Annotated in this window: 26 protein-coding genes; 22 read left to right on the forward strand and 4 right to left on the reverse strand. The window is 44.6% G+C overall.

Features of this window, described 5'->3' with window-relative positions; all coding sequences use genetic code 11:
- Positions 1–10: 10 nt before the first annotated feature.
- The 8 genes from QWZ13_RS02610 (at position 11) to QWZ13_RS02645 (ending at position 8,306) form a co-directional block, all read left to right on the forward strand.
- Positions 11–1,420: a metallopeptidase TldD-related protein gene (locus tag QWZ13_RS02610; protein WP_290280409.1), complete on the forward strand. Its 1,410-nt coding sequence runs from the start codon at positions 11–13 to the stop codon at positions 1,418–1,420.
- Positions 1,395–1,556, forward strand: a complete 162-nt coding sequence (locus QWZ13_RS02615) for a hypothetical protein (RefSeq protein WP_290280410.1) — start codon at positions 1,395–1,397, stop codon at positions 1,554–1,556. The genes QWZ13_RS02610 and QWZ13_RS02615 overlap by 26 nt, the downstream gene beginning before the upstream one ends.
- A 589-nt stretch (positions 1,557–2,145) precedes the next feature.
- On the forward strand, positions 2,146–3,003 hold the full coding sequence (locus tag QWZ13_RS02620) for a TldD/PmbA family protein (protein ID WP_290283251.1): 858 nt from the start codon (positions 2,146–2,148) through the stop codon (positions 3,001–3,003).
- 36 nt (positions 3,004–3,039) lie between these two features.
- Positions 3,040–4,359 (forward strand): mechanosensitive ion channel family protein, encoded by a 1,320-nt coding sequence (locus tag QWZ13_RS02625; RefSeq protein ID WP_290280411.1) that lies wholly within the window; start codon positions 3,040–3,042, stop codon positions 4,357–4,359.
- 132 nt (positions 4,360–4,491) lie between these two features.
- Positions 4,492–4,800, forward strand: coding sequence for a c-type cytochrome (locus QWZ13_RS02630; protein WP_216000984.1), 309 nt, complete (start codon positions 4,492–4,494; stop codon positions 4,798–4,800).
- A gap of 161 nt (positions 4,801–4,961) precedes the next feature.
- Positions 4,962–6,503: a glycerol-3-phosphate dehydrogenase/oxidase gene (locus QWZ13_RS02635; protein WP_290280412.1), complete on the forward strand. Its 1,542-nt coding sequence runs from the start codon at positions 4,962–4,964 to the stop codon at positions 6,501–6,503.
- Positions 6,504–6,567: 64 nt separating this feature from the next.
- Positions 6,568–7,410: a TraB/GumN family protein gene (locus QWZ13_RS02640; RefSeq protein ID WP_290280413.1), complete on the forward strand. Its 843-nt coding sequence runs from the start codon at positions 6,568–6,570 to the stop codon at positions 7,408–7,410.
- A gap of 38 nt (positions 7,411–7,448) precedes the next feature.
- Complete coding sequence (locus QWZ13_RS02645) at positions 7,449–8,306, forward strand: phosphatase PAP2 family protein (protein WP_290280414.1); 858 nt, start codon at positions 7,449–7,451, stop codon at positions 8,304–8,306.
- 55 nt (positions 8,307–8,361) lie between these two features.
- Here the strand turns inward: QWZ13_RS02645 and QWZ13_RS02650 are convergent, their stop codons facing one another.
- Complete coding sequence (locus QWZ13_RS02650) at positions 8,362–9,483, reverse strand: succinylglutamate desuccinylase/aspartoacylase family protein (RefSeq protein ID WP_290280415.1); 1,122 nt, start codon at positions 9,481–9,483, stop codon at positions 8,362–8,364.
- Between the two features lie 140 nt (positions 9,484–9,623).
- On the opposite strand from QWZ13_RS02650, the gene QWZ13_RS02655 reads away from it, so the two are divergent.
- From QWZ13_RS02655 to QWZ13_RS02670, 4 genes are all read left to right on the forward strand, one after another.
- Positions 9,624–9,950 carry a hypothetical protein gene (locus QWZ13_RS02655; RefSeq protein ID WP_290280416.1) on the forward strand — a complete coding sequence of 109 codons (327 nt, stop codon included), beginning with the start codon at positions 9,624–9,626 and terminating at the stop codon, positions 9,948–9,950.
- Entirely contained in the window at positions 9,947–10,948 is a 1,002-nt protein-coding gene (locus QWZ13_RS02660; protein WP_290280417.1) for an ABC transporter substrate-binding protein, read from the forward strand. The genes QWZ13_RS02655 and QWZ13_RS02660 overlap by 4 nt, the downstream gene beginning before the upstream one ends.
- A 125-nt stretch (positions 10,949–11,073) precedes the next feature.
- Positions 11,074–11,961, forward strand: coding sequence for an ABC transporter permease (locus QWZ13_RS02665; RefSeq protein WP_290280418.1), 888 nt, complete (start codon positions 11,074–11,076; stop codon positions 11,959–11,961).
- Positions 11,954–13,162: a quaternary amine ABC transporter ATP-binding protein gene (locus QWZ13_RS02670; protein ID WP_290283252.1), complete on the forward strand. Its 1,209-nt coding sequence runs from the start codon at positions 11,954–11,956 to the stop codon at positions 13,160–13,162. The genes QWZ13_RS02665 and QWZ13_RS02670 overlap by 8 nt, the downstream gene beginning before the upstream one ends.
- A gap of 133 nt (positions 13,163–13,295) precedes the next feature.
- On the opposite strand, the gene QWZ13_RS02675 is transcribed toward QWZ13_RS02670, so the two are convergent.
- Entirely contained in the window at positions 13,296–13,904 is a 609-nt protein-coding gene (locus QWZ13_RS02675; RefSeq protein WP_290280419.1) for a LysE family translocator, read from the reverse strand.
- Positions 13,905–14,274: 370 nt separating this feature from the next.
- Here QWZ13_RS02675 and QWZ13_RS02680 point away from each other — a divergent pair, with 370 nt between their 5' ends.
- Positions 14,275–14,688, forward strand: coding sequence for a VOC family protein (locus QWZ13_RS02680; protein WP_290280420.1), 414 nt, complete (start codon positions 14,275–14,277; stop codon positions 14,686–14,688).
- Positions 14,685–15,629, forward strand: coding sequence for a 2-hydroxyacid dehydrogenase (locus QWZ13_RS02685; protein ID WP_290280421.1), 945 nt, complete (start codon positions 14,685–14,687; stop codon positions 15,627–15,629). Before QWZ13_RS02680 ends, QWZ13_RS02685 begins: the two co-directional genes overlap by 4 nt.
- Before the next feature lie 46 nt (positions 15,630–15,675).
- Here QWZ13_RS02685 and QWZ13_RS02690 read toward each other — a convergent pair whose 3' ends face one another.
- Positions 15,676–15,903 (reverse strand): hypothetical protein, encoded by a 228-nt coding sequence (locus tag QWZ13_RS02690; protein ID WP_290280422.1) that lies wholly within the window; start codon positions 15,901–15,903, stop codon positions 15,676–15,678.
- A gap of 27 nt (positions 15,904–15,930) precedes the next feature.
- On the opposite strand from QWZ13_RS02690, the gene QWZ13_RS02695 reads away from it, so the two are divergent.
- The 8 genes from QWZ13_RS02695 to QWZ13_RS02730 all read left to right on the forward strand — a co-directional run bounded on the left by QWZ13_RS02695 (position 15,931) and on the right by QWZ13_RS02730 (position 24,457).
- On the forward strand, positions 15,931–16,203 hold the full coding sequence (locus tag QWZ13_RS02695) for a DUF4212 domain-containing protein (protein WP_216000997.1): 273 nt from the start codon (positions 15,931–15,933) through the stop codon (positions 16,201–16,203).
- Between the two features lie 4 nt (positions 16,204–16,207).
- Entirely contained in the window at positions 16,208–17,911 is a 1,704-nt protein-coding gene (locus QWZ13_RS02700) for a sodium:solute symporter family protein (RefSeq protein WP_290283253.1), read from the forward strand.
- Between the two features lie 125 nt (positions 17,912–18,036).
- On the forward strand, positions 18,037–19,896 hold the full coding sequence (locus tag QWZ13_RS02705) for a DUF294 nucleotidyltransferase-like domain-containing protein (protein WP_290280423.1): 1,860 nt from the start codon (positions 18,037–18,039) through the stop codon (positions 19,894–19,896).
- Positions 19,897–19,915: 19 nt separating this feature from the next.
- Positions 19,916–20,464 carry a 3'-5' exonuclease gene (locus QWZ13_RS02710; RefSeq protein WP_290280424.1) on the forward strand — a complete coding sequence of 183 codons (549 nt, stop codon included), beginning with the start codon at positions 19,916–19,918 and terminating at the stop codon, positions 20,462–20,464.
- 18 nt (positions 20,465–20,482) lie between these two features.
- A complete protein-coding gene (locus QWZ13_RS02715) occupies positions 20,483–21,532 on the forward strand; it encodes a diguanylate cyclase domain-containing protein (protein WP_290280425.1) in 1,050 nt (349 codons plus the stop codon).
- A 74-nt stretch (positions 21,533–21,606) separates the two neighbouring features.
- Positions 21,607–22,428, forward strand: a complete 822-nt coding sequence (locus QWZ13_RS02720; protein WP_290280426.1) for an acyl-CoA thioesterase — start codon at positions 21,607–21,609, stop codon at positions 22,426–22,428.
- An 11-nt stretch (positions 22,429–22,439) separates the two neighbouring features.
- Complete coding sequence (locus tag QWZ13_RS02725) at positions 22,440–23,282, forward strand: AAA family ATPase (RefSeq protein ID WP_290280427.1); 843 nt, start codon at positions 22,440–22,442, stop codon at positions 23,280–23,282.
- 2 nt (positions 23,283–23,284) lie between these two features.
- Complete coding sequence (locus tag QWZ13_RS02730; protein WP_290280428.1) at positions 23,285–24,457, forward strand: vWA domain-containing protein; 1,173 nt, start codon at positions 23,285–23,287, stop codon at positions 24,455–24,457.
- Here QWZ13_RS02730 and QWZ13_RS02735 read toward each other — a convergent pair.
- Positions 24,454–24,939, reverse strand: coding sequence for a methylated-DNA--[protein]-cysteine S-methyltransferase (locus QWZ13_RS02735; protein ID WP_290280429.1), 486 nt, complete (start codon positions 24,937–24,939; stop codon positions 24,454–24,456). The two genes, QWZ13_RS02730 and QWZ13_RS02735, sit on opposite strands and share 4 nt — an antisense overlap.
- Positions 24,940–24,946: the final 7 nt, after the last annotated feature.

Consider the following 24,946-nt stretch of genomic DNA (forward strand, 5'->3'; position numbering starts at 1 on the left):
GAGAGCTGTTATGAATTGGTCGGAAGATTCAAACTACAACCAAATAGAACGACAAATAGAGCGGTTAACAGATCAGCATAAAGACTTAATGGGTTGGGCTATTAACGCTAAAGCCACACAATCGGTTCAAAGCCTAATGATGGCAAAAAAGCGTAATGAAATGCGGGTTTACCAATCCCGTGATGTTGACGATACCAGCTACAAAGTTACGCTTTATGTCACCGGAGAAGAGGGGGCAAAAACGGGTGCGTCCACGGCAACGATTCAACCGGCCGATGCGGTTGAGTCACAGCTTTTGCAAATTCTGGCGAATGCTCGTTTAGCGATGAACGCAGCCTACCCATTGGCCGAAAAACCAGACCAAGAATACCCCAATGTAGAGTCTTCTTGTCCGGAAATCAGTGCTAACATTGTCGAATCTCACCAGTCTATGGTGAAGCGAATTGAAGCGCACGTTGCAAGCTTGACTAATGTTCAGGTCAACAGTGCTGAGCTTTATTCTAACGTTCACTATCATGGCTTAAAAACCTCGACAGGTATCGAAGCGCAAAAAACCACCACCGATGTTTATTTTGAAGTGGCCATGGAACGAGTGCCGGGTCCAAACCTTCAAGAAGTTTTAAAGTATTGGCACTTTGTGGGCGTGGGAGATGCTAACCTAGAAGAGCGACTAGACGCCGTTGCTGAAGAAACCCAATTAACGACCGGGGCGTTGATGCCGCCCGCCCGTACCAGTGCGACAATACTAGTAGACAGCTACGCCATCAGTAAATTTGTTAGCGCAATCGCCACCCAATTGAGTGGAGAGGCCGAGTATGCTCAAGGTCCTCACTTAAAGCCGAACGATCAATTAACGATTTCCGATCGTGATGAACAGTCTGATACGTTGACGATAACCATCGACCCTACCTTAGCGCAGATGGCCAAATCTACGGCTTATACTGAAGAAGGCTTAGTTGCTCAGAAAGCGGATGTCATTGTTAATAACGAAGTAAAGCATCAACTACTCAATACCCGCTTTGCCCATATACTGGGAAAAGAACCGAATGGAATATATGGCAACCTAGTTGTGCCTGCGGGTTCAGCCACTCGTGAGTCGCTCTTGGAGAGTAAGGAGGAAGTTATAGAGGTATTGGACTTCTCTTCCTTATTGGTTAATCCGACTTCTTTAACGTGGAGCAGCGAAATAAAGCTAGGGCGGTTGTATCAACAGGGCAAGCCCGTAAAAACGTTAAAAGGTGGCATAGTTTCGGGCAATATACGTGAGTCTTTGGCAGGGTTTAAGTTCAGCCGTGACCTCACTCGACGTAACACCGCAGGGGGGTATTTCGAACCCGCGGGAGGTTATTTAGGGCCAGAGCATATGTTAATGTGGAAAGGCATCAGTATTGCGGGTGAATCCGAACAGGAGGCAGTATGAACAGCATAGCAACCGTGGCCGCATATCGGCCAGCCTTGCCAGAGCAAGCAAGCCAGTTAATCGAAAGCCTACAAAAAGCCGTTGCATTGATCGAAGGGTCGCCACAACCTGGCGTATATGCATTTGCCTGGTATGAGCATAAACAAACTAAAATGGTTGAAGCCAGACGAAACATAAGCACCTCGGTTGATGGCGATAGCGGCATTGTGCTCAGAGCTTATGTTGGCGGCGTTCATATTGAAAAGGCCACTAATACTATTAATCCAGAAACTATTCTTCGATCGGCGCAACAGTTGAGAGCACAAATTGATGCTTTAGCCGTGCAAACTCGTTCAGAAGAATATGAGCCAACAACATGGTCGCAAGAAATCGCCCATGGTTTACCTCAGGACATTCAGCAACAACTACCCGAAAACCTAGACGCGACTACGCCGGTGCATTTTGCGCCTCAGTGTCGCCAGCGGTTTGAAGACATTAATCTCGATTCCCTTGTTGAAATGGCCACTACATTTCGGCAAAAAATACTCAGCTTATCAACTCGTGCCGTCGAAGAAGAAAGTGTTTATAAACCCTTAGCCGACGCCATGGTGATGTTGCGTTTTAAAACCACGACACACATTTTTGTCGATCGAGAAAAAACACTGTCACAGGTATTACCTGTATCTATGTTGAATGCGATGGGTATGACCGCCAGTGGTCAAATGGCGAGGATATCCGATGGTGGTATGGGCACTTTTGAACTGATCCAGTTCGATGAAGATAAGTTACATGAACTGGCGATTACACCTTTGGAGTTATCTCAAGCTCCCAAGTTACCCGCCGGCCGCTATCAAGTAATTACGGGTCCGGGTATATCGGGAGTGATCGCTCACGAAGCCTTTGGTCACACCCAAGAAGGCGATACGTGGATGAAAGGCCGTAGTATTGCTACTCGATTGCGAGAAGAAGGCGTTCGAGTGGGAAATGACCAAGCCACCATTATGAATAATCCCGCCTTATATCAAATGGATGGAATGGCCGCGGGTTCAAATGGCAGCTATTACTTTGACCATGAAGGCCAGTTAGCTCGTCCACAAGCCATTTTAGATAAAGGCTATTTATCGACGCCGATGACAGATCTAACTTCAGCTAATGAGTTAGAGGTGGCTCGAACAGCCAATGGCAAGCGCGAGAGTTGGCGTCGTCCGTTGATGTCACGCCAAACCAATACCTATTTCACCCCCGGTGATAAATCGCTAGGTGAATTGATCAGTATGGTGCAAGATGGCTTTTTGGCGGTGCACCCGTTCGGTGGAATGGAAGATCCAAAAGGTGGTAGCTTAACAGTAGGGGCGGCCTATTTTGAAGAAATCAAAGACGGTGTCTTAACGGGTCAAAAATACCTCGGTCCGGCCGGTGGACATATTGAAATTACCGACTCCGTTTTTGATATTTTAGACCGCATCGTCGCAAAAACAAAAGTAGATGCGGACCATCAAATACCAAAGACGCAATTAGGTGGCTGTGGTAAATATCACAAAGAGTTAGTCGATGCAGGTGTCGGCGGTCCATATATACTTTGGGAAAGTGTCGCCTGTGGGTAGGTATAAGGCGAGCTGAAGCAAACAGTAGCAGAGTAGGTGAAGGTGTTGAGCATAGAGTTCCTTTTAAATTTTTATAACAGCAGCATGGCAGCGAACAGTGAACTTGTTCAATTGTTAATGGTGCTGTCATTGTGGCCAATTGCATGGTTGATGGCCATTTTTTCATCACGGCTCATCAACAAGCTGAAACAATCCAAATCGGGGTTTGTGTCGCAAATTTATGATTTTTTAGGCCACTCTTCAATTTTATTTTCTTGGTTTTTCTTAATCATCTTTCTGATCTATGGGCTAGAAGCTTACAAGCAGCCAACAAAAATTGTGCAGCTTTGTCAGTCGCTCATTCTGTTACTCATAGTGGTTAAATACAGCTTTACGTTTATCAAAACTAAGGCGTTTGCTCGGGTATTGTTGTACACCATCGCACCTCTGATTCTATTAGATGCCTTTAATGCATTAACACCCTTAACAACAGCGCTCGATGCCTATGATTTGAATCTTGGCAATTTCCATATATCCCTTTTTGATATCATTCGAGTGATCTATTTCGGGGGATTACTTTTTTGGTTGGGTAAAGAATCTAGCCGAATAGGTAAACAGGTTATTCGCAACCAATCGGGTGTCGATTCCAGCACACGTGAAGTCATTGCTAAGTTATTTGAAGTAGCCTTGTACGTGTTTATGTTCTTAATACTGCTTAACGTATTGGGCATTAACCTAACCACCTTAGCCGTTTTTGGTGGCGCAATAGGTGTAGGTATTGGCTTTGGCCTACAGTCGATCGCGTCAAACTTCATTTCAGGTTTAATTATTTTATTGGATCGATCGTTATCGATAGGCGATTACATTGAATTTGAAGACGGCCGTTCAGGCACCATTCGTGAGCTCAACTTACGCGCCATCACGCTTGAGACTTTTGATGGGAAAGACATCGTGGTTCCAAATGATGTGTTCTCGACAGAAACCTTCATTAATTGGACTCATAAAAACGATCGTCAACGCTACTCCATAGATTACAGTGTGGCCTACCATACAGATCTCGATCAGCTGTTTCCTTTAATTAAAGACATGTTGTGCGCTCACCCAAAAGTATTGTCGGGAAGTGACTATAGTTTCGAGGAACAACCCGATGTTGAAATCTCAGGGTTTGGTGATAACGGCATAGATTTGCATATTGAGTTTTGGATGGAAGCCATCGACGATGGTGAGCATCGAGTAGGGGGAGATTTACTGTACGAACTTTGGAAATTAATGAACAAGCACGGGTTCGAATTTCCATTCCCGCAACGCGAAGTGCGGTTGCTCAAAGATAAACCTAATGATTCAGCCGCCTCCTCGTTTAGAGAGCCTTCAAACTAGAAAACTACCCTTTTCGAGGTAGTCGCTGTGATTTATATTATTATTTTCTAAATTAAGTGCTTAAACTGTTTGAATTTTAAATAGGATTCTGGAACAGTAACGGTTCAACTTTTATTTCTTTTAGGATGGCCAATGAAAAAATTATTGTTATTAGCAGCCGCGAGCTTATTTGCAGCCACCACTTTTGCCGCTGATATCGAAGCGGGAAAAGCCAAAGCCGCGGTATGTGCAGGTTGTCATGGTGCTAACGGCATTTCTGCTATTCCTACTTATCCAAACCTTGCTGGGCAAAAAGCAGCCTACTTAGTGTCTTCTATGAAAGCTTACAAAGCGCAAGAACGCACCGGCGGCCAGGCACCTGTTATGTACGGCATGGTTGCAGCCTTGTCTGATGCAGACATTGAAAACTTAGCCGCTTATTTTGAAAGCCTAGGTAATTAACCTCACTGTTCAAGAGAAATAGCCTTTCAAAACCCTAGCTAATGCTGGGGTTTTTTCTGCGTCTTAAATGTTCGTTTTTTGATTAACGAACATAAAGCGAAAATATATTGCTAATATCGAACATCTCCGTAAGCTCTGCTAAAAACAATTAGGGAGTGAACATGTCGGCAAAAGCACCATATCAGCCTTGGTCTCGGGCTGAGCAATTGGCTCAAATCGCCAACAATGAGTTCGATGTATTAATCATTGGTGCTGGAGCCAGTGGTGCTGGCGTATTTTTAGATGCGCTCAGTCGTGGTCTCAGTGCGGCTATCATAGATAAGCAAGACTTTATGGCGGGTACCTCAAGCCGTTCAACTAAGTTGGTGCATGGTGGCGTTCGTTACTTAGAGCAAGCGGTAAAAGAACTGAACATCGGTAAATATCAGTTAGTTAAAGAGGCCTTAAGTGAGCGTAAGCGGATGCTGAATATGGCGCCGCATTTAGCGTGGCCATTAAACTTAGTAACGCCGGTTAAAGGTTTCATTGCGTTGCCATATTTCCGAATTGGCTTAGGGGTATACGACTTTTTATCGGGCAGCGAAAAGATCGGGCCGTCAAAAATAGAAAGCAAAGCCACGTTAAGCCAAATTTGTCCCGATTTAGATACCCAATCTTTATCTGGCGGGGTGAGTTACTTCGATGGTCAATTCGACGATGCGCGTTTTGGTGTTTCTATGATAAGAACTGGCATCGAAATGGGCGGAAATGCCGCAAACTATATTGATGTGCTCGAGTTGAAAAAGACCGATGGACGAGTTTCAGGCGCCCGTTGTAAAAACCTAAAGAGCCAAGAACAATTTGAGGTCAACGCAAAGGTTGTTATTAACACTACAGGCCCTTGGACAGATAAGCTAAGAGCTATGGCAGACCCCGACTATAAAAAATTGATGACAGTGTCCAGTGGCGTGCATGTTCTTGTTGATCGTGAATTATTACCGCAAGGCCGGGGTATCTTAGTCCCTGAAACGCCCGATGGACGAGTGCTGTTTATATTGCCATGGCTTGGTAAAACTCTTATTGGCACCACCGATGACCCTGCAACCTTATCCGAAGAACCCGGGGTAAGTGACGTTGAAATAGACTATGTGTTAGAAACGGCAAACGCATGGCTGAGTAAGCCCATCGTGCGCAGTGAAATTACCTCGGTTTGGTCAGGCTTGCGGCCGTTAGTATCAGACCCAGATGCACAATCCACGGCATCGATCAGTCGAGACCATGTCGTGTTAGACGATAACGGTCTGATCAGTTTAACGGGCGGCAAGTGGACAACTTGGCGGCGCATGGCAGAAGATTGTATGGACCATGTCGTAAAAAATAACTTAATCAGTGCGCGGCCTTGCGCAACTTATCAACTTAAGCTGGTCGGCGCACAAGACAACGCCGATGCCGCAAAACGTGCGTTGGCTCACTTGCCAAATGACATACAGCAACACCTTTGGCAGGCCTACGGGGATCGAGCCCCGCAAGTTATCTTTCGCGGTGGCGAAGAGCGCTTAGTTGAAGGCCAGCCTTACATCAAAGCCGAAATTGATTGGGCTTTGCAGTATGAAGGCGCGGTTACCGCAGATGATGTGCTTAATCGGCGATTAAGAGTTGCCATGCTAGATACCAAAGTGGCCGAGCAAATTCGATCACAGATTGAGAGTTTGCTAGCGGCCTAATCGTAAGTTTGAAAGATTTCTGTGGTAAGGTAGCGCGCATTATTATTTGATTAAGGAAAATCCGATGCGCTCTATCTTTACCGCTTTTCTATTGGTACTTACTACGGCCCATGCCGCTTCTATTTGGCATGTAACAGGAGACCAAGAGTACTATCTGTTTGGCACCATTCATGTCATGAAACCAGAATCTTACCCACTCCCCAAGGTATATGAGGAAGCCTTCTCTCAATGCGATCAGCTGTGGTTAGAAATCGACCAAAAGGAAATGGAAGACACCGCGTTGCTTTTAGAAGCGCAAAAAATGATGCTATTGCCCGCCGGTGAAATATTAGACCAACAGGTGTCTGAAAACAGTCTTAACCAAATGAAAGAGTTAGCCGAAATAGCGGGCATAAACTTAGGGCTTTTTCAAGGGTTGAAGCCTTGGGCTGCGGTCAATGTTTTAACGCTTACGGTCATGCAGATGCAAGGGTTTGATGTCGAACGAGGGTTAGACGAACACCTAGCAGGCTGGGCAGAACGTGATGGCATACCGACGCAAGGGTTTGAATCATTGTTGTGGCAAATGCGTATGCTTGATAATCTTGGTACGACATACACCGAAGAGTTCATAGAATTTTCAACCAATGAAATGGACAACGTTGAACAATTAGTCGAGCAACTTGTTTCCTATTGGCAGCAGGGCGATGTCGAAAGCTTATACCAGCAAGCCGCGTTCGAAAACTACCGTGAGATCGAACAAGCCATGCTTACCGATCGTAATAATAATTGGATGGGCATACTGACAAACTCACCACAACAAAACAGTACGGTTTGCGTTGCCGTAGGTGCCTTACACATGGCGGGTGAGTTTGGCTTGATCGAACAATTTAAACAAAAAGGCTTCCAGGTTAAACGGCTTAATTGATATAAAAACAAATAAAAAACAGCAGTAAGGGTTAGATTATGGAGTGGCAATTAGAGTTACTGACATGGATTCAAAGCTTTAAAACCCCGATTTTGGATGCATTTTTTTTGGTTGTCACCGCCTCGGCTGAAGAGTTCTTTTTTATTGCAGCAGCGGCTTGGTTTATGTGGTGCCAAAATAAACAGCTTGCACAGCGTGTAGGGTTTGCTTTTTTAACGAGCACCGTATTTAACCCCACGTTAAAAGAATTGTTTGCTGTAGAGCGTCCAATTGGTGCTTACGGTATTGAATCTATGCGAGTAGAAACGGCGCCGGGATATTCATTCCCAAGTGGTCATACACAAAGTGCGACCTCATTTTGGTTTGCAGCGGCGTTAGGCATCAAAGCAAATTGGATCAGAATATTAGCGGTCGTCATGATCTCACTGGTTGCTTTTTCTCGTCTGTATTTGGGAGTGCACTGGTTTACCGATGTTATTGCTGGGGTTTTCTTTGGGTTGTTGTGGGTGTTTGCCATTGATCGGTTTTATAGCTACTGCGTAAAGAACAATAAGCTGAGCTTACTTTGGTTGGTCCTCTTGCCTTTTACCATCGCTTACCTGCTTTATCCAGAGAATAAACCGCTTATAGTTTCGTTTGGCGCGTCTATTGGTTTTTTAGCGGGTATACAGCTAGAACATAGGTTTATTCAATTTAATGTGCAAGGCGCACTTTGGAAAAAATTAGTTCGGTTTGCAATTGGTTTATTGATTCTATTGCTCATCAAATCAGGCTTAAAACCTATCTTACCGTTCAATGAAGCCCTCAATGATTTAATTCGATATACCTGTATCGGACTATGGATAACAGCAGGGGCTCCTTGGTTGTTTCAACACATCAAGCCGTTAAATGATTAACTCGTTATTTAACTGTAAAAAAAGGGGCGTTTAAAACGCCCCTTTTTTTGCGCCACTAAAACGCCAGTTGTTCACCAGCAGATTGTTGGTTTTTATCCGTTGCGAGCATGGCGATGGTTTGCCCTGGTGATACAAAGTAATGTTGAGTGTGACTAAAAACGTAACCGTCGCAGGGTGCGAGCACGTCTATTTCGGTTGGTTTTTCTTGGTCTAACACAACTATTTTTGCAATTAACTGATTGCCTTTCACGAAATCACCTAACTCACAGTTGTAAGTAATGATTCCTGTGCCAGGCGCGGTCACCATTTTAACCTGCTCAACACCAATGGTTTTAGTGGGTTCGGGTGCAATTTTTTCTGCCGCTTGTTGAATAAGCCCCTTATGTTTAAAGAAATTTATCAGGCCAGAGGCATCTTGATTTGCTAGCGCAAGATTTACGTCGGTATGGCCGCGTAACTCTACAGTTGCGGCGAAGCAAGGCTGGCTAAACAGTGTTTTGTTGCTTTGCTTTTGAGCTAACACCCATGGTTGAGTATGCGTGCCATCAAATGCAACCGTACCTGTGACATCTTCTTCAAGCGCCACATTGGCAGCCATACACCTCGTTAAAAGCTGGCCATCGTCTGGTTGATGCTTGCCATAGAAAATATGAGGCAAGGCGACATCATCGCAATGGAGGTCAAGCATGCAGTGAGCATCTATCGATAAGCTTAGTAATAATTTGTGCAGTGCAGAAATTTCAAACTCGGCGGATCTAGTGTCTATTTGTTCTTTAAGCCAACGTCTAAATATCTCGTCATTTTCTCTCGGGTCATGGCAAAGTGTGTTTAATACTTCATCGTTTATTGCGGAAGGATCAATAGACATGCCTCGGTTGAAGTTTTGCCCGGTGCCTAGGTCGCAGCGCCCATTTACATGACCGAAAATACGTTGCTTTAAGCCGATAGGATTTGCAAAAGGCACAATGATGAATTGCCCCAGTAGCTGGTCTTGATCTTCCAAATACTGAAGTTGTTCGATGAGCTTCTGCGCCACCAATAAACCAGGGTGTTCATCGGCGTGAAGACCCGCTTGAATGTATACCTTTTGGCCGGTACTTGGGCCAAAACGATGAACCGCCACGGTGGTTTGCTGGCCAGGAATTTGTGAAGGGAGTGCTATACGCTCAAAAGCCATTCTTGAATCCTATGGGTTAACTCATTTTCTCAGTGTACACAAACATTAGACGCATTTTTTAGCGTAGACTTTTATAAAAATTGCGTTAAAGAATCGCAGTATATTAGCCATTTTGATAAATATAAATACCCGGGTCGCATTTGCGGAACACAGGGTGCAATGCTAAGGTGAAGGTTAATAACAAAGAGGAAAACCATTGGGGCTATAGCAGTGAAGTAAAGCCTCACACTTTATCAGTCGTGTTTACGTCGAAAGGCTGCTCATTAGCCTATTCTTGCCTATATTGCATTGCACCATTGGCTAACATCATTTTGAGTCAATGGAGCCGATGTTATCAAGCGTTGTTAAGCCTGTTAACAACGATGTCACCATTCAACCTACAACTTTTACTTAACCTTGTTTGTCTAGGGTTAATGCTGTTGACCCATCTAAAAAGAACTAATAAACAGATATTGGAGATCTCATGAAAAAAACAACACTTAAACTTGCTGCAACTACAGCAATGGCACTCGGTGGTTCATTGGCTTTTGCGGCCGATGAATGTGGCGATGTAAGCATTGCTGATATGAACTGGAGCTCAGCTACACTTTTAGCCTATGTCGATGCGTTCATTTTAGAAGAAGGCTACGGCTGTAATGTAGAAATTGTACCCGGCGATACTATGCCAACGGGTACCTCGATGATTGAAAAGGGTGAGCCTGATATTGCACCTGAGTTCTGGATTGGTAACTTCCGTGAAGCTTTAGACAAAGGTGTTGCAGACAAGCGCTTACGATACGCAGGTCGCTCTTTGACTGACGGGGGCGATGAAGGTTGGTGGGTACCTAAGTACTTAGTAGATAAAGATCCAGCACTTGCGACAATTGAAGGCATTAAAGCCAATGTCGCACTCTTTGAGCATCCTGAAGACCCAGATAAATCTATGTTTATGGGTTGCCCTGCGGGCTGGGGTTGCCAAATCAATAACGAAAACTTATTCAGAGCGCTAGAAATGGAAGACGCGGGCTTTGAGCTAGTTGATCCAGGCTCAAGTGCGGGTTTAGCTGGTGCGATAGCAAAATCCTATGAGCGCGGTGAAGCATGGTTGGGGTATTACTGGGCGCCTTCCGCTATTTTGGGTAAATACGAAATGGTTAAAGTAGACTTTGGTTCAGGCATTGATGAAGAGCATTTCTATGGCTGTATTACACAAGCCGATTGCTTAGAACCAAAGCCAACAATGTATCCACCATCAGAAATTTTCAGCATTACGACTGAGTCTTTCGCGTCGAAATCACCAACCGCTTACAACTACATTACGCAGCGTTCTGTTAAAAATAATGTGATGAATAAAGTGTTAGCGTGGATGGAAGAAAACCAAGCCGATGGCGAGTACGCGGCGGTGTATTTCTTAGAAAATCATGAAGAGCTATGGTCAACCTGGGTGTCTAAAGAAGCCGCCCAAAAGATAAAGTCTGCGCTTTAATTGTTAAGCAGATAAGCACAATGAGCCAGCCAAAGGTTGGCTCATTTACATAGGTGTTAGATATCACCTGATTTTAGATAAAATCACTGATTTTGACGTTTCTATAATTTATCAGAAGAGATCTTATGTCTTGGATTAAAGAATTTCCTCAACTGAGCCGGTCCCAGCTTTTAGAAATCAGAAAAACACTCGATGGTGCGTATCGTGAATTTTCGCGTGAATATGGCGAAGTCATCGAATCGTTTTTCGACCCGCTCTTGGCGTTTCTTATTTGGTTTGAAAAATTACTCCTAGCCACCCCTTGGTGGTTAATGATTGCAATATTACTGACCATTACCCATGTTGCAGCACGCTCTATTAAATTGACCGTCGGTGTTGGCGTAGCGCTTTTCTTAATTGGTTACTTTGGTATGTGGGAAGACACCATGCGTACTTTAAGTATCATCACGATTTGTACCTTATTAGCCGTAGGTATGGGTGTTCCTATTGGTATTGTGATGGCACGTTCTAATCGAGTTCAGTCTGTAATCACCCCCATTCTCGATATTATGCAAACCATGCCTGCGTTTGTTTATTTAATTCCAGTCGTGATGTTGCTCGGTATTGGTAAAATACCTGGCCTTATCGCGGTGATTATTTATGCGATTCCTCCAGTGATTCGACTCACCAATTTAGGTATTCGCTTGGTCGATAGAGAAGTACTCGAAGCCTCTGATGCCTTTGGCGCTTCTTCGTGGCTGAAGCTATGGCGAGTGCAGCTACCGTTGGCCATGCCCAATATTATGGCGGGTATTAACCAAACTATTATGATGGCGTTGGCGATGGTGGTTATTGCTTCCATGATTGGTGTAAAAGGTTTAGGTCAGCCGGTTCTAAAATCTATTACCAACCAGTACTTCACCTTAGGGCTGCTCAATGGTTTAGCCATTGTGGTGCTCGCTATTATTTTTGATCGCGTTTCACAAGCCTATGCGCAGCGTTCACAGCAGCATTTGGGAGGTCGGCATGACTGATTCGTTGATTACAATTAAAGGCCTATACAAGCTGTTTGGCGATAAAGCCGAAAAGCACATGCCACTGGTAAAAAGTGGCGCTACCAAATCTGATGTACTGGCTCAAACAGGTCATACATTGGGGCTTAAAGCGATTGATTTAGATATTAAACGCGGTGAGATTTTTGTCATCATGGGGTTATCGGGTTCGGGTAAGTCGACACTCATTCGTCACTTTAACCGCCTTATCGACCCTACAGAGGGCGAGATTATTGTTGAAGGCCAAAATATAATGGACCTCGACAAAAATGAATTGCGCTTATTTCGGCAACAAAAAATGTCGATGGTTTTCCAGCGCTTTGGTTTGCTGCCGCATTATACCGTGCTCGATAACGTCGCTTTCGGCCTGCAAGCACAAGGCATTGATAAAAAAACACGTCAAGAAAAAGCTTCAGTCTGGTTAAAAGATGTTGGCTTAGACGGATACGAAAATCAGTACCCGTCTCAGCTTTCTGGTGGCCAGCAGCAACGCGTTGGTTTAGCACGAGCCTTGTGTACCGATGCAGAGATCTTGTTAATGGATGAAGCGTTTTCAGCACTGGACCCACTAATACGTTCTGAAATGCAAGATCAGTTAATTAGCCTGCAGGATAAACTGCATAAAACCATCGTCTTCATTACCCACGATCTCGATGAAGCCTTGCGCATCGGTGACAGAATTGCGGTGCTTAAAGATGGCGAACTTATTCAAGTGGGTAAGCCGGCCGATATTTTATTGCACCCCGTAGATGATTATGTCGAGAAGTTTGTTCGCGATGTAAACCGCGCCCGCGCATTAACCGTTGATACGGTTATGCAACCCGCCGCGTACCGCATATCGGCCGAAACCGTAGGTGAAGCCTTAAAACAAATGCGTACCTCCAGGCAAGAATACGCCTACCACGTTGATGAAGACGGCTTTCAAGGCGCTGTTGTATTGCAGCAGTTAGAAGAAGTGGATCAATCACAGCACGGTGAAAAGCTTTCAACCGAATACTACGACACCGAACAATCTTTATCGCCCGATGCTCAGCTAGAAGACGTAATTCCAGAAACGTTGGACAACGATTATCCGCTGCCAGTCGTCGATGAGGAAGGGGAATTGCAAGGTGAATTAAGCCGTGAAAATTTAGCGGAAGTATTAAGTTCTAGTAGTAATCAGGTAGACAAACCGAAAGACTAGTTTTAATAACTCTAGATAACAAAATTATAAAAAGGCTCGGAGCTATTTAGCTTCGAGCCTTTTTTGCTTTAGAAGGTCAAATTAGTTGAATTGAGCTTAACCCTTGAAAGCTAGTATGGAGCTTAAGCACGCTTTAGCCCAAGCTAAACGCCAACTTTCCAGCCAAGGCCAGCAATATGACCCCAAAGATGCGATCGAGCAGCGTGGCTTTTTGTTGTAGTTTTTCTAGCCAGCGCTCGTTTGAAAACATCCATGCAACGATCAAATACCAACCCATGTCGATCAGCATGGCGGTTGTGGCGTAAACAGCTTTGCCAAGCAGACTGGTTTCAGGTCCTATAACTTGGCTAAACAAGGCGATAAAAAATACAGCAATTTTGGGGTTAAAGAATACGATGAAAAACCCATCTTTGGCCGCTTGGGTTGCGGTGACGTCGGCCAACTTTTGGTTAGGGTTCGACTTGCTGGTTAGTCCTTTGATGCCCATCCACGCCAAATAAGCCGCGCCCGCCCACTGCAACAGAGTAAAAGCCCATTCAGATGCGATCAGTACAAAAGCTAGGCCAGAAATACAGGCAATGGCGTATAAGCCCACGCCAATACCGTGAGTGACGGCGGCGATGTAGCCTTGTTTTTTACCACCATTGAGCGTGTGTTTTAACACCACGGCTAGAGAAGGGCCGGGTGACATAGCCCCTAATGCACAAATACCTACAATAGATAACCACGCAGCAAGAGTCATAATCTTCCTCTAAAACCTATTCATTAAGGCGCATAACCCTAATGATTAGCGTCTGTTAAATCCAGTGCTAAATCGCATTAAGTGGCTTATAAATAAGTTTTTTGGGGTTACTGTACGCGATCCGATTGCCGCTCCCTAAAGTGTGGTTTGTGGCAACGCGGGCAATCTCTTAAGGAACGCTGAGTTTTTGTCATATAAGCAAATTGTTTACGTAATGTATGGCTCACGCTTTAATCTCATTTCTGACGGACCTACTTCATTATAGGTCGATAGACAACCATCCGCATTGACTTGAGTATGAGAATCCCTCAGCTTGCTCCAAACCCTAAGGCGGTGATAGCCTTAAATCTGAATTTTCAGGGTAAATGTTATGACACCAATTTTTCATTTAGCATGCCATATAACCAACATTAACGAAGCCAAAGCGTTTTACGGAACGCTACTGGGGTGCGAACAAGGCCGAGAAACTGAAACCTGGGTTGATTTTAATTTTTTCGGGCATCAGCTTTCGTTGCATTTGGGTGAACCGTTCCAAGTTGAAAACTCAGGGCAAGTCGCGGAAGTAAAAGTACCGATGCCTCACTTCGGGGCTATATTACCCATGCAACAATGGCAAGCGTTAGCCGACCGTTTGACGAAAGCGGGCATCTCATTTGAATATGGCCCAACCATTCGATACCAAGGCGAACCGGGAGAACAAGGCACCATGTTTTTTAGAGACCCATCTGGGAATCCTATCGAGTTAAAAGGTTTTGAATCGTTCGAAGGTGTTTTCGAAAAATGAACAACCCAATTGCGCTAGTCGGAGAGTTGAATGAACAGCAAACTAATCACTGGTTAAATTTGCTTAATAACGCAATGCCAGGCGAGAACATTATTGCTTTTGAACAATTAACGGAGCAGCAAAAGCAGGAATGTGAAATAGCCATTGTCGCAAATCCAGAGCCAAAAGATATAGCCCAACTCCCAAATTTAGTTTGGCTGCACAGTCTTTGGGCCGGAGTTGAAAAACTAGTGGCCGCCTTTAAAAATAGCTCATTAAATATTGTCCGGTTAATTGACCCAAACTTAACCAATGCAATGAGTGAAGCCGTATTAACTTGGACACTATACTTGCACAGAGACATGCCTCACTACATAGCCGCGCAGAAAAAATGCAGTTGGCAGAGCAAACCCTATACCTTACCCAACGAACGGACCGTGGGTGTGTTGGGGTTGGGAGAGTTAGGTAAAACGGCCGCCGAGCGCCTAGCAAATAATAACTTCAATGTCTTAGGTTGGAGTCGAAGCCAAAAAAACGCGAAAGGGGTAACAACCTTCCACGGTGAAGACGGCTTAAATCAAGTATTAGCCGCGAGTGATATTCTCGTGATATTGGTGCCGCTGACTGAGAACACTCACAATCTGATCAATAGCAAACGAATAGCGCTCATGAAACCAAGTTCGAGCATTATTAATTTTGCACGCGGTGCTATTATTGAAACAGATTCTCTGCTAGATGCTTTAAATAAAAATAAATTAAACCATGCCGTTTTAGATGTATTCGAACAAGAGCCATTACCCGAGCAAAGCTCACTGTGGCAACACGAAAAAATAACGGTGCTCCCACACATATCGGCTCAAACAAATCCGAAATCTGCCAGCGAAATCGTCGCGAAAAATATTAGAACCTATCGAGAAACCAACACAGTTCCACCAACGGTAAATTTAAAAGTTGGCTATTAAATGACAATAAAATTAACCAAAAACTAAAAACTAAAAACCGCTTCCATCACCAGACTAAGCACCGTACCCCCTCTTGTGATGCTCGGAAATCTGAGCCATGGATGGCGAAGTTTAGCGTGCATGGATGCACTCGCAGCCACCGAGAATCACAAGAGGGGGTGCGGTGCGATCCAGCCACAAAGCTAAATCCCTTATTATCCTTTAGTCTAGTATCGACCAAAGTCGAACAGCCACCAAACGTTTCAATTGATAGCTTTAGAGTGCTTATCTCCATCACAAAAACAATATCGGAGGGGACGCGATGAGCTTTGAATCAAAAGAACACGCCAAACAGTATTGGCGAGAAAACGTAAAACTGATGCTGACTTTACTCGTAGTATGGTTTGCAGTCTCATACGGCGCTGGCATTTTGCTGGTAGACGTACTGAACGAAATCCGCTTCTTTGGCTTCAAACTGGGTTTCTGGTTTGCACAGCAAGGGTCAATTTATACATTTATCGTATTAATCTTCGTCTATGTGAAAAAGATGAATGCGCTTGATCGTAAATATAACGTTCAAGAAGACGAGGAGTAATAGAATGGATGTACAAACACTCACTTACTTATTAGTTGGCGCATCTTTCGCGTTGTATATCGGTATTGCCATTTGGGCACGTGCCGGATCAACATCCGACTTCTACGTTGCCGGTGGAGGCATTCCGCCCGTCGCTAATGGCATGGCGACAGCGGCCGATTGGATGTCAGCCGCGTCTTGGATATCTATGGCCGGTATCATTTCATTTGCCGGTTACGATGGCTCGGTTTATCTCATGGGTTGGACAGGTGGCTACGTGTTACTCGCGTTATGCTTAGCGCCTTACTTGCGCAAATTTGGCAAGTTTACCGTCCCAGATTTTATCGGCGATCGTTACTATAGCCAAACGGCAAGAACCATTGCTGTTGTCTGTGCCATCTTCATATCATTCACATACGTTGCCGGTCAGATGCGCGGCGTAGGGGTGGTATTTTCTCGCTTCTTAGAAGTACCAGTGAATACCGGTGTTGTCATTGGTATGATCATCGTATTTTTCTACGCTGTATTAGGTGGCATGAAAGGCATTACCTACACCCAGGTTGCGCAGTACTGCGTACTTATTTTTGCTTTCATGGTACCCGCCATATTCATCTCGTTGTTGATGACGGGCAATCCAATTCCACAGTTTGGGTTTGGTGGTGAAGTCGCAGAAGGTGGCGTTTATTTGTTGGATAAACTCGATGGTTTATCAACTGAGCTAGGGTTTGCAGAATACACAGAAGGCACCAAGCCGATGATAGATGTGTTCTTCATCACGGCCGCACTAATGGTGGGTACGGCAGGCTTACCACACGTTATTGTTCGCTTCTTTACGGTACCTTCGGTAGCAGGTGCTCGTCGTTCAGCGGGTTGGGCATTGATCTTCATCGCGATTTTATACACAACGGCACCTGCGGTCGCTGTATTCGCTCGAGTGAATATGATTAATACCATCAACGGTGCCGACGGAGCGGGAGCGCTTTATTCGGAAGCGCCAAGCTGGATCAACAGTTGGGAAACCACAGGCTTAATCAGCTGGGAAGACAAAAACAATGATGGTCGCATGTTTTATGCCGCAGATGAGCGGAATGAAATGAAAATTGACCGCGACATCATGGTACTGGCTAACCCTGAAATTGCTGAATTGCCAAATTGGGTGATCGCCCTAGTTGCAGCCGGTGGCTTAGCTGCTGCGTTATCAACAGCGGCTGGCTTGTTACTGGTGATATCAACCTCGATCTCCCATGATTTACTGAAACGGAACTTGATGCCAAACATAACCGAAAAGCAGGAACTGCTCTTTGCCAGGTTGAGCGCAGCCGCCGCGGTGATGGTAGCGGGTTACCTAGGCATCAACCCACCAGGTTTTGTTGCACAGGTAGTCGCCTTTGCCTTCGGCCTAGCCGCATCCAGTTTCTTCCCGGCCATAATCTTAGGTATTTTCCACAAGACCATGAACAAAGAAGGTGCGCTCAGCGGAATGATCGTCGGTATCACATTCACTGCGGCTTATATCATCTACTTTAAGTTCGTAAACCCAGCGGCCAACATTGCTGATAACTGGTGGTTCGGAATTTCACCAGAAGGCATTGGTACCCTAGGCATGATCCTAAACTTCATCGTTGCATTCACGGTTCATAAAGTAACTGGCAATGCACCAGAAGAAGTTCAAGACGTGGTAGAGAGTATTCGTTATCCAAAAGGCTCGGGCAGTGCGACGGCGCATTAACCCTCACGCTAACTAAAAACAAAAGCGCGCAGTTTAATAGCTTCGCGCTTTTTTTGTTTTAGTTCTAACATAATTCATCTAGATTAAACCACCATCTTCTATGGCAAAGATTTAAAGGTGTTTCGATGACCGCTAACGCAGACGACTTAAAAGACATTACCGATTTTCTTGCTCAGACTCTGCCAATATCGGCTTTAACTGAAGCATCACAGCTAGCTTTAGCCAAGCAATTAACCATCGCTTACTTTCCTAAAAGAAATACCAAACCTATTCCTATAGAAAATAATGTTTACTTAGTGCGTTCCGGTGCATTTGAAATTGTAGATGAACATAAGAAGCTGGTAGACCGATTAGGGGAGGGAGAATTCTTTGGCGTATCCTCTTTTTTAAATGACAATAACCCAAATCATCAGGTCTACGCCATTGAAGATTCCCTCGTTTATCAAATATCCCACGAATCTTTCGAAGCGTTGTTAAAGCGTGAAAAAAAGGTTGCCTACTTTTTTAAAAAATTAGCGAGCTACCGGTCAAATTTTGGATTGCATGAGTATTATGAGTCCCCTGTTAATTTGCAAGTGACACAAACGGTTGAGTCGTTGATCGAACAAGCCTTGGTGGCTTGCAAAAGCCGCGATTCCATTCAACAAGCGGCCCGATTAATGCGCGACAAAAAGGTCAGTTGTATCGTGATCGTCGATAACAACTCCTTAACCGGCATTGTGACCGATCGTGATATCCGCAACCGAGTTGTCGCCAATGGTTTAGATATCGAATTGCCAGTCAGTACCGTAGCAACAACCGCACCCGTGACAATAAATTACGATGCCGCCACCCTTGAAGCACAATTGATGATGAGCCAAATGGGCGTTCATCATTTACCGGTCATAAAAAATAGCCAATTGATTGGTGTAATTACAGCTACCGATATTGTGCGCTCCCACAGTGTGAGCATGGTGCACTTAGTAGACCGTATACAAAGATCGGTGGGTTTAGAACAGGCCGAACAATTGCAATCAAAGGTGATTGGACTGTTGAGTCATTGGATCCAAATTAATGTCTCCCCTCATGAAATAGGTGAAGCATTAGCGGTGATAGGCGATGCAGTTGTACGTAAAGCTATTTCTATAGCGCAATCAGAGCTGGGCGATCCACCCATGGAGTTTGCTTGGTTGGCATTTGGTTCGCAAGCCCGTAAAGAGCAATCTTTTACCTCAGATCAAGATAATGGCCTTATACTCGAGCGTGAACCAAACGAAGCCGAATCCGAATACTTCTCTGTATTTTGCGAACGGGTATGCCAGATATTGGCGCAATTTGGTTACCCGTTATGCCCTGGTAATATTATGGCATCAAATCCGCGTTGGCGAAAAACCAAAGAGCAGTGGATTCATAATTTCAACCAATGGATCGAAACACCCAGCCCTGATGCTTTGCTCAATGCCAGTATCTTTTTTGATATGCGGGTGATTCATGGGCAAAGGCAATGGCTTATGGATATTCATGCGGTTTTAAATCCTCGGTTAGTCAAAGCCGATTTATTTTTAATGCATCTGACCAAAAATGCGTTGCGCACCAGACCCCCGTTAGGCTTTTTTAGATCATTTATTGTTAAAGACAGTGGCGAGCATGAGCATGAGTTAGATATAAAACATCAAGGCATTGCACTGATCAATGATATTGCGCGTATCGTTGCTTTGTCTGAGCAATGTACCGAAGCAGGAACCATAGAAAGATTAAATACCCTAGGCCATGCTGTGTTGTCGAGTTCAATTAAATCGAGCTTAATAGAGGCTTGGCTGTTGCTGAATGATCTCAAGCTAGAAAGCCAAGTAGAAAAAATCACCCGTGGCGAACAAGGCTCTAATTTTATAAACCCACAAGATTTAACCCCGTTACGAAAAGCGCATTTGAAAAACGCATTTAAAGCGATTGAAGGCGCGCAAAAATCATTAGCACTAACCTACTTAAGAGCGGGTGGGCTCTAACGTGTTTTTCAAAAAACAAGTGCCGTTTCTAACTTCAACCTATTTAGTCTGCGATTTAGAACTTACCGGGCTAAACCCAGAAGAAGACAGTATTATCAGTGCAGGTACGGTTTTGGTGCGTAATGGTCAAATTGAAGTTGCCAGTGCGGAGCATTACTACTTTTTGCCCACCACCTTGCTGGCCGATGACGTGACAAATTCAGCCCACATACACATGATTACCGATGAACAACGAGAACAAAATGGCATTGAAATTTCGGCTTGGTTGTCTGATCTCAGTACTCGACTGTTGGCCGACGCTTGGGTATTTCATCATGCACCCATTGATCTAAAATTTCTAACTATGGCCAGCCAAAGACTCAATATTTCACTGCCAAAGGTGCCCATTGTCGATACGCTCATTCAAGAGCAAAAGCGCCATAAAGCACAACTATTAGAAAGCCAATCTCAGCTGAGCTTGAACGCCTGCCGCGCACGATACGGTCTTCCCGTTTATCGGCAGCACCATGCCCTCAGCGATGCCTTAGCCACAGCCGAGTTATGGTTGGCTCAAAACAGCGTTCAATGAAATAGAACAGCGTTACTTTTGAAATTAAATGTAACCTCCCCTTTGCAGCTGGTTTCACCGACTATAATGCTCTGCTATCGCATCATGAAAAAGGAGCAGGTTATGGCCAACCTCGTGCAAATCAACCCCGATAATCAGAAGGAGCAAATGAGACTTGATGCTGTACATGCTCTAAAACTTGGAAACCTAGAAGTTCAGGAAAGGCTGGATAGAATCACGCGAATCGCCAAAAGAATGTTTGCCGTTAAAATGGCCGATTTTTCTTTAATTAGGCAGCGTGATCAACAAATGGTTTCAGTCTCTGGTGGGTTTCATTCTACCATTCCAAAGGAGCATTCTTTCGCAGCCTATGCACTGCATAAACATGAAATATTTTATGTCCCTGATACGCTAAAAGATGATCGCTTTTCAGGAAACCCGCAGGTTGTCAGCCAGCCTAAAATTCGGTTTTTTGCTACCTGTCCAATTCAAACCAGTACAGGTCAGCGCGTTGGTGCATTAACACTTTCCGATACCGAGCCGCGAACCCTCAATGCACACGAACAATCGATACTGAAAGACTTAGCTGAAATGTTTGAAAATGAATTGTCGTTTTCAAGTCTTGCAACGCTCGATCGATCCACCAACATGGTTATGAACCAAGGCTTTTATTCGATAGCGGAACAAAGTTTAAAAGGATGCCATCGTAATCATAACCCAGCAGTGATGATTGTTTTTAAATTACACGATGCCGTGGCGAACATATCTGAACCAAGATCCGTAAATACAGAAAAAAATGTTAAAACATTTGCAGAACACTTAAAGCGAATGTTTCGTCAGTCGGATGTAGTCGGACGTCTAGATCAAGATGAATTTGCGGCATTACTCATTAACGCTCGGTGCGAGCAAGTGCTGTTTATGATTAAAAAATTACAAGCACGCCTAGATGCTTATAACAAAGATGCCAAATTAAAGATTCCCCTTGAATTTTCATATTCAATGGCCGAATTCGATCCAGAGCACCCTGTAAAAACAGAATTGTTGATGGCTAACGCCCATGGTAAATCAGCAGCAGCGGTCGGCTTTTAAAGTCTCAAGGAAATAAGCCTTACTCTTGAGCAAAAGTTAACAGTACTTGGCAAAAGCACTGAGGGTGATTAGAGTTGCTGTACTTTAATCATCAGCAGAACTTTATGACCACACTTGATTCATTATTGCAGCAAGCCAAACATGGCCAAACTATGTCTGTACCGGCTTCTTGGGGCCAAGGCCGTACGGTTTTTGGCGGGCTCAGTGCAGCATTATTAAACAGTGCAATGGCACACGAGTTGGCCGATTCTCGGCATTTAAGAGCACAAACGACCCAGTTTATTGGTCCATTAAATTTAGACGAGCCCTTTTTGGTTGAAGTTGAGCACTTACGCGATGGTAAAAACGTGACTCAAATGCAGGCTCGGTTGCTGCAACGCGATAGAGTCGCAGTGCAGGCTATGGCTGCATTTGGAACCGATCGTGAATCTAAAGCGAAGTTTCAACCCGAAGTTGCAGTGCTTTCTGAGCCGCCGTTAAAACCAAACTGGATCCCTCAGATTCCGAAAGTTACGCCGAAGTTTCAGCGTTATATCGATTTAAAGATAGACGAAGGCGGTTACCCCTTCACAGGCAAATCTAACCCTTACTATCGAGGATGGATGCGACTGAGTACAGCGCCCTCTGTGCTCACTGATGCGCATATCATCGCGCTGTTAGACGTTTGGCCGCCGACTGTATTGCAAATGTTAAAGTGGCCCGCTCCGGCAAGCACATTAAGCTGGAATGTAGAGTTCACCCACCCTCACCCAGAAATTGCAAATGACGACTGGCTTGCTTACGAGTGTAAAACTCGCCAAGCAGGCGAAGGGTATGCGCATACCGAAGCCACCATTTGTGCCCCAAATGGACAAATGATTGCTCTGAGCCGTCAAACCGTTACCGTTTTTGATTAAAAGGCACTCTTATGAGTTTTGAAAGTACCGAAAAATATATCGCCTCATCTGAACTTAGTGCAGCTGTTAACGCTGCTGTAGCATTGGAGCGTCCGCTTCTTATTAAGGGAGAGCCAGGAACGGGTAAAACCCTATTAGCAGAAGAAGTGGCGAAATCCTTAGGTCTTGAATTAATTCAATGGCACGTAAAATCGACAACCAAAGCGCAGCAGGGCTTGTACGAATACGATGCTGTGACACGACTACGAGACAGTCAGCTCGGTGTCGAAGGGGTAGATGATGTTAGAAATTACATTCGCAAAGGTAAAATCTGGCAAGCATTTGCCAGTGAAAAGCGGACGGTGTTGTTAATTGATGAAGTAGACAAGGCCGACATTGAATTCCCAAATGATTTGTTAGTTGAATTAGATCGTATGGAGTTCCATGTTTATGAAACCGGCGAGACAATAAAAGCCATTCATCGACCGATTATCATTATTACATCCAACAATGAAAAAGAGCTGCCCGATGCTTTCTTGCGCCGCTGCTTTTTTCACTACATTAATTTCCCAGACGCCCAAACCCTAAAAAGCATTGTTGATGTGCATTACCCGCATGCTCAAGGCATGCTAGTTAAACGGGCGTTGGAGATATTTTTTGATATTCGCAATGTGCCAGGTTTAAAAAAGCGTCCATCAACGTCAGAATTAATCGACTGGTTAAAGTTATTGATTAGCGATGAGCTGAGCGCTGAAGAAATTAAAACAGGCACTTTTTCTTCAGCATTGCCACCCTTGTTTGGCGCTTTGCTTAAAAATGAACAAGATGTGCAACTTTTAGAGCGGTTAGCCTTTATGTCTCGTCGGGAAAGTTAAGCATGTTGGTTCAGTTTTTACTGCACATGAAACACAGCGGACTAAAGGTAACAACGACTGAGTGGCTTGATCTTATTGCCGCACTGCAAGTGTGTGAAAAGATCAATACGGTCGACGGCTTTTATCAGTTAGCGCGCACCTGTTTGGTGAAAGATGAGAGTCTATACGATAAATTTGACCAAGCCTTTGGTCGATTCTTTGAAGGGGTTAGGGCGTTGCCAGACCCCTTTGATTTTGACTTACCTGAAGATTGGCTCAATAACCCAACGTTAAACCACTTCAGTGAAGAGGAAAAAGCCGCAATAGAAGCGATGGGCGGTCTCGAAAAACTCATTGAAGTGCTCAACGAACGCTTAAAGGAACAAAAAGAGCGTCATGAGGGCGGTTCTAAATGGATCGGCACCGGCGGAACCAGTCCTTTCGGGCATTCCGGCTATAACCCTGAAGGCGTTCGAATTGGCGGGCCGTCTAAGCATAAAAGGGCGGTTAAGGTTTGGGAGCAACGGCAATATAAAAACTTAGACAGTGACATAGAGTTGGGCACCCGAAATATTAAAGTAGCCCTAAGGGCGTTGCGAAACTTTGCTCGAACAGGCAGCTCAGTAGAGCTCGACTTAGACGATACTATCCGTTCGACCGCCAAAAATGCCGGCCTCCTCGACGTAAAAATGAGACCAGAGCGGCACAATGCGGTCAAAGTTTTACTGTTATTGGATGTTGGCGGCTCTATGGATTTCCACGTCAAAGAAAGTGAAGAATTATTTTCAGCGTGCCAAAGTGAGTTTAAGCACCTTAAACATTATTACTTCCATAATTTTATCTACGACCATTTGTGGCAAGACAACAAGTTGCATCGCCAACACCTAACGTCTTTAGTTGATGTTTTACGTACCTACGGAAAAGACTATAAGCTTATCATTGTCGGTGATGCAGCAATGTCACCCTATGAAATTGTCTCGCCGTTTGGCAGTATCGATTTCATGAATGAACGTCCAGGTAGCTACTATTTTAAGCAGTTATTTGAGCATTTTGACAAAGCCATTTGGTTAAACCCGACACCGGAATCTCAATGGAATTACGTACAAAGCATTGGTATTGTCGATAAGCTTATGGATAAGAAAATGTATCCCCTAACTGTCGAGGGCATCACTCAAGGCATTAGGTCGCTCACTTAAATATCCAACAAGCAACCTTCGTGTTTTAACAACCAAAGCTTGCGCTCTAACCCGCCAGCATAACCAGTCAGTGTACCGTTTGAGCCTATCACTCGGTGGCATGGAACGATAATGGAGATTGGATTTTTACCGTTTGCCGCCCCAACCGCTCGAACCGCCTTTGGGTTTTGGATCAGGGTGGCGAGTTCGGCATAGCTTGCGGACCGACCGAAAGGGATTTCAGTGAGCGCATGCCAAACCGATTGTTGAAAGGCTGTGCCATTAGCCGCCAACGGTAAATTAAACTGAGTAAGAGTGCCGTTAAAATAGCCTTCAAGTTGAGCAACGGTTTCCGACAACACTGGGTGAGTGGAACTGAATTCACCCAACGAATTCGCTTTCGTGGTGTGTGTTTCAAACCAGGCTCCCGCTAAACCCTGGTCATTGGCAAGCAGTGTAATTTCACCCAAAGGTGAGTTCATAAAACAATGAAAAAGTTGCATCTTATAA

Source organism: Reinekea marina (genome assembly GCF_030409715.1).
Taxonomy (GTDB): Bacteria; Pseudomonadota; Gammaproteobacteria; order Pseudomonadales; family Natronospirillaceae; genus Reinekea; species Reinekea marina.